The organism is Cryobacterium sp. MLB-32 (genome assembly GCF_000738085.1).
GTDB lineage: Bacteria > Actinomycetota > Actinomycetes > Actinomycetales > Microbacteriaceae > Cryobacterium.
Genome location: NZ_JPRS01000423.1, coordinates 1 through 897, shown reverse-complemented (window position 1 = coordinate 897; position 897 = coordinate 1). Strand labels below are relative to the sequence as shown.

2 protein-coding genes are annotated in these 897 nt (G+C 64.3%); one reads left to right on the top strand and one right to left on the bottom strand.

All coding sequences use genetic code 11. From position 1 onward, the window contains the following. On the top strand, window positions 1–370 hold a 370-nt coding region (locus tag JF66_RS19100), incomplete at its 5' end, for a DUF3830 family protein (protein WP_035880463.1). 1 nt (window position 371) lies between these two features. Here JF66_RS19100 and JF66_RS19095 read toward each other — a convergent pair. After that, window positions 372–897: flavin reductase family protein (locus JF66_RS19095; protein ID WP_035880462.1), on the bottom strand; the 526-nt coding region annotated here is incomplete at its 5' end.

The following is an 897-nucleotide window of genomic DNA, read 5'->3' as shown; positions in this document are numbered from 1 at the left end:
GTATGCCCGCAACGAGATTTACAACCTGGTGCCTGCTTTCGCCCCGGTCGAGCCGGGCAAGGAAAACACCACGATCACGCCGATCCCCGGTGACCTCTGCTACTTCGAATTCGACGCCAACGACCTGGCGACTCCCTCCCACGGATACACCAGCGGAGAGGGACCTCAGGAGCTGAAGAAGATCATCGACCTCGCGGTCTTCTACGGCCGCAATAACCTGCTGATCAACGGCGACCAGGGGTGGGTGCCCGGGAACGTCTTCGGCACGATTGTCGAGGGACTCGACGAGATGGCCGTAGCATGCCAGGACGTGTGGATGGGCGGCGCCCGCGGCGAGGTTTTGACCTTCGCCCGCTCCGACCGCACCTAAGTCACCCGCGGGGGCGAAAGTCCCTGGGCCAGTCGGCGGATCGGATGCGCTTGATCTCCTTGAGGGGACCGAGCGTGCCCCATTCGTCGCGGCCCAGGCGGGAGAGCGGATTGAGCAGTTCGATGCGGGGGTGGGGGCCGTCAAGAACATCGGAGTTCACGACCGCGTGCGTGACCTCACCGAACACGAGGGTGCAATCGCCCATGCGGATGGTCTCGTGGAGGCGGCACTCGAGTGCCGTGGGGGATTCCGCCACCCGAGGGGTGCTCACGGTGAGGGTCGGCTCCCGGGTGAGCCCGGCCTGATCGAATTCGCTCACGTCGGGAGCGAAGTCCGTACCGGTGGCATTGATCTCCTCAAACAGGCTCAGCGGGCTGAAGTTGACCACGAAGTCCTTCGTCGCCTGGATGTTGCGCAGGGTGTCTTTCTCGCCCACCGACGTGAACTGCACGATGGGCGGGTTGACCGAAGCCACGGTGAAGAACGAGTGTGGTGCGAGGTTGTGCACACCGGTCGCCGAGGTGCTC